The organism is Mangrovibacterium sp. (assembly GCF_059905295.1).
This window is the reverse complement of the sequence record NZ_JBZQJF010000072.1, coordinates 1-3,988: the sequence shown is the minus strand read 5'-3', so window position 1 is coordinate 3,988 and position 3,988 is coordinate 1. Positions and strand designations below refer to the sequence as shown.

The 3,988-nt window shown below is 45.5% G+C and carries 3 protein-coding genes; 2 read left to right on the top strand and 1 reads right to left on the bottom strand.

The genetic code is table 11. The annotated features are described in order from the left end of the window. The first annotated feature begins 460 nt into the window (after window positions 1-460). Window positions 461-1,843: an ethanolamine ammonia-lyase subunit EutB gene (locus AC37HE_RS03930; protein ID WP_500781481.1), complete on the top strand. Its 1,383-nt coding sequence runs from the start codon at window positions 461-463 to the stop codon at window positions 1,841-1,843. A 19-nt stretch (window positions 1,844-1,862) separates the two neighbouring features. After that, entirely contained in the window at window positions 1,863-2,669 is an 807-nt protein-coding gene (eutC, locus tag AC37HE_RS03925) for an ethanolamine ammonia-lyase subunit EutC (protein ID WP_500781480.1), read from the top strand. Between the two features lie 95 nt (window positions 2,670-2,764). Here the strand turns inward: eutC and AC37HE_RS03920 are convergent. Continuing rightward, on the bottom strand, window positions 2,765-3,988 hold a 1,224-nt coding region (locus tag AC37HE_RS03920), incomplete at its 5' end, for a right-handed parallel beta-helix repeat-containing protein (RefSeq protein ID WP_500781479.1).

The following is a 3,988-nucleotide window of genomic DNA, read 5'->3' as shown; positions in this document are numbered from 1 at the left end:
GACTCAGGACTCAGGACTCAGGACTCAAGTCTCATAAGATAACCTTATTTCATTATTTAAGCTTAGTAGCATATAGTGCCACTCTGTATCCCTAACCTTATTCTTTATTCTCTTCCGCTTTCTTCGTTTGCTTTGTGGAAAGACAGTTTCGAGTTCCAAGTTTCGAGTTCCAAGTTTCGAGTTTCAAGTTCCAAGTCTCGAGTTTCGAGTTTCAGGTTTATTCCTTTTGGTTTGACGATTCCGGACTTTAACACCTGCTGATACTTTCTTTTTGTTGAAGTTTCCTTCATAGAGTAACATTCTTCTTTTAAATTCGTTTTTGTATTTTACTTGTTGTCTGTTTTAATTGAATATTAATGTCTAAATGATATTGCGTATTCTTTAAAGTTTTATAATTGACATCAATTCGTATGTAAACCTGCGCTTTAGGTAAAATCTGAATGAATTAAATTGGCAGAAGATGAAACGCTCTACGGTAATTGGAAGTCAACGTTATACATTTGATGGGCTTAAGGAGCTTTTGGCAAAAGCCAGCCCTGAACGTTCGGGAGATGTATTGGCGGGTGTTGCTGCGCAAACTGTTGAAGAACGCGTTGCAGCACAAATAGTGCTTGCTGATGTACCTTTAGCGGATTTTCTGAAGGAAGAACTGATTCCGTATGAGGAAGACGAAGTAACCCGGGTGATACATGATTATCGCGATCCCCTGGCTTTTATGCCTGTTTCTTCGCTAACTGTGGGGGAATTTCGCGAATGGTTGTTATCTGATCAAATTTCGGGTGACGAAATTAAAGCTGTTTCGGAAGGCATCCTTCCAGAGATGGCTGCTGCTGTTTCTAAAATCATGCGCAACCAGGATCTGATTCGGGCTGCGGCTAAAATCCGTCATGTCACTTCTTTTCGGAGCACCATTGGTTTACCGGGCTGTTTATCGGTTCGTTTGCAGCCAAATGATCCAACGGACGATCCGAAAGGAATTGCTGCCCAGATTATGGATGGTTTGGTGTATGGTTGTGGCGATGCGGTAATTGGTATTAATCCGGCTACGGATAATTTCCAGTCGGTAAGTCGGTTGAATTATATGCTCGATGAGCTGCGCGAGAAGTTTCAGATACCAACTCAAAGTTGTGTTTTAACACACATTACCACAACAATAAAAGCTATCGAGAAGCAAGTGCCCGTGGATTTGATTTTTCAGTCTATTGGCGGAACACAGGCAGTGAACGAGAGTTTTGGTGTGAGCTACGGAATTTTGAAAGAAGGATTTGAAGCTGGTCGAAGTCTGAACCGGGGAACTGTAGGCCATAATTATATGTATTTCGAAACAGGGCAGGGAAGTGCCTTGTCGGCCAATGCCAACTGGGGAGCCGATCAGCAGACCATCGAAGCCCGTGCTTATGGATTGGCGCGTTGTTTCGATCCGCTGTTGGTAAACTCGGTGGTTGGCTTCATGGGACCTGAATATCTCTATAATGGAAAGCAAATAACCCGCGCCGGATTGGAAGATCACTTTTGCGGGAAGCTCCTGGGATTACCGATGGGCGTAGATATCTGTTACACCAACCATGCCGATGCCGATCAGGATGATATGGATGGACTCTTGACCTTGCTGGGTGTTGCCGGATGTAATTTTATCATGGGTGTTGCCGGTGCCGACGATGTGATGTTGAATTACCAAAGTACGTCGTTTCACGATGCCCTATATATCCGGACTGCTTTAGGCTTGAAGCCTGCTCCCGAATTCGAAGAATGGCTGTATCAGATGCAGTTGTTTGATGAAGGAATGTTGCCGCGGAAGCTGGATGGAACAAATCGCCTGATGTTAGATTCATCTTCATTTTAACCCTTTAAAAGAAACAACGATGATGAACTTTGAAAAACAAATTAGAACCGAATCCCCCTGGCAATCGCTGAAACAATATACGCAGGCCCGTGTGGCACTCGGACGTTGCGGATGTTCTATTCCCACGAAAGAATTACTGGCCTTTAAACTGGCTCATGCCAAAGCTATTGATGCTGTACACCTACCTTTGGACAGTAAAAAAATGGCCGACCGGATTCATCAGACAACAGGCCTCGATAGTTTGCCTTTGTTTTCGGCAGCCGGCGATCGTCAGCAATATTTACAGCATCCGGATTTGGGAAGAATGTTATCCTTTGATTCGGCGCAGCAATTGATTGAACGAGCCGGAACTTCATCTTACGATATCGCCTTGGTGGTGGCTGATGGTTTATCGTCGAAGGCCATCGAAAATAACCTGATCCCGCTGTTAACGGACCTGGTCCCTCAATTGACCGGGAAAGCTTATTCGCTGGCTCCGGTCACCGTTGTGGAACAGGCACGTGTTGCTGTTGCCGACCAAATTGCCGAAATCCTTCATGCCCGCATGTCAATTATCTTTATTGGTGAGCGCCCCGGATTAAAATCCCCGGATAGCCTGGGCATTTATTTGACCTATAATCCCCGCCGCGGAACGACCGACGAACGGCGCAACTGTATCTCCAATGTCCGGAAGAATGGCTTATCTACTTTGGTGGCTTGTTCTAAGTTGTTGTACCTGGTGGAAGAAGCCTTTCGCAGGAAGCTTTCAGGAGTTGATCTGAAAGATGAGCAGATCCAGCCTTCTGAGATCACGGAGGGTACCAGTGTACTTAGCTCATCTCTTTGAGAGATTTATTTGCCAAGGAATAATTTAAGATTTTTTATTGAAAGAAGCTTGTCCCAAAAATCATTGGACTTCCAGGACAAGCCCTTTAATGCTTGTTAGTTTTTAATACATTTTGAAACAACAGCTGTTCCATTTTCAAGGATCAGGCGTAAGAGATATGTTCCTCGTTGAAAGTTTGAAACATCCATCCAATTGTAATCGGTCGAGGAAATCAGTTGACCGCTCATGCTGAAGATTTCCATGCGTACAACATCATCCGATGTTTGAATCGTGTTCGTAGCCGGATTCGGAAAAATTTGAATATCCTTTGTTTCTTTTAATTCATTAATACCTGTTGTCACATTGGTATAATCGGATTCAAAAGCCCCCAGGTCCGGCGCCGATGAATTGTAGCTATATCCGCCGAAAGGTGTTCCGGCATCAATCAGATCACTCCCTTCCGCTAAACGGAGGAAGTCCGTTTCGGGCAAGGAATAATCAGCGTTACGGGCAACAGTTAGCAAGGATTCGTCGACGGATTTGAAATCGTCGGCGGTAACTGTTACCGAACCATCCCAGTAATTGTGGCTTAAATTGCAGGCCGATTTATCAATATTGGCTAATTCCTGTGTTTTTGCGGCGTATCCCAGGTTGTTACGCATAAATATCCCGTAACCATCCACATCCGTTAAGTAGTCGGCTTCAGTCACGCCTTTGCGCATCAGCATTTTATAATTGTATCGGTTCTTATAAGCGGTGTTATTGTAGATCGAGTCGCCTGTTAGGTGATGGTTGGTATAAAAACCCGCTTGCTTATTTCCTACAGCTACACAAAAGCGAATGGTGTGTGCCGGAATAACGGCAGGCAAACTGGCAAAGGCTGTTGTTCCGTATCCGCCGGCTTTGAACCCGTTACCATCGGCCAGGCTGTTAAACGACGAGTCGTAGCCATTGTAAAAAGCATAGCAATGCTCGAAGATCACCGGTTCGGCAGCACCGAGCAAATCGAAACCGTCATCGCTGTTAAACCAGGAGCGGCAACCGCGGAAGATATTACCTGTTCCTCCCGCCTCGGGGTGACAGCCAAAACCATCGGTATTCCCCCCGGTACCATCTTCCGAGGTGTAGTCGTGGTTGCGGTATGAGTCGCAATTCAGAAACAGGTTGCCTCCGCCCCGGCGATGTCGAAGCCCGGTTCCCTGGTTGTCGTGCAGACTTAAGCCTTCAAAAATGTTGTTGTCACCATAGCTGTAAAAGCAGTACGACTCGGTATGTGTCGTGATGGTGACCTGAACTCCGGTAACTTCCAGTCCCTTAAAATGAAGGTAGCTGGTGTTCTT

Excerpts from the sequence above, each read along its gene's own strand:
- AC37HE_RS03930 (WP_500781481.1), top strand. The coding sequence starts at position 461 with ATGAAACGCTCTACGGTAATTGGAAGTCAACGTTATACATTTGATGGG.
- eutC (WP_500781480.1), top strand. The coding sequence starts at position 1,863 with ATGATGAACTTTGAAAAACAAATTAGAACCGAATCCCCCTGGCAATCG.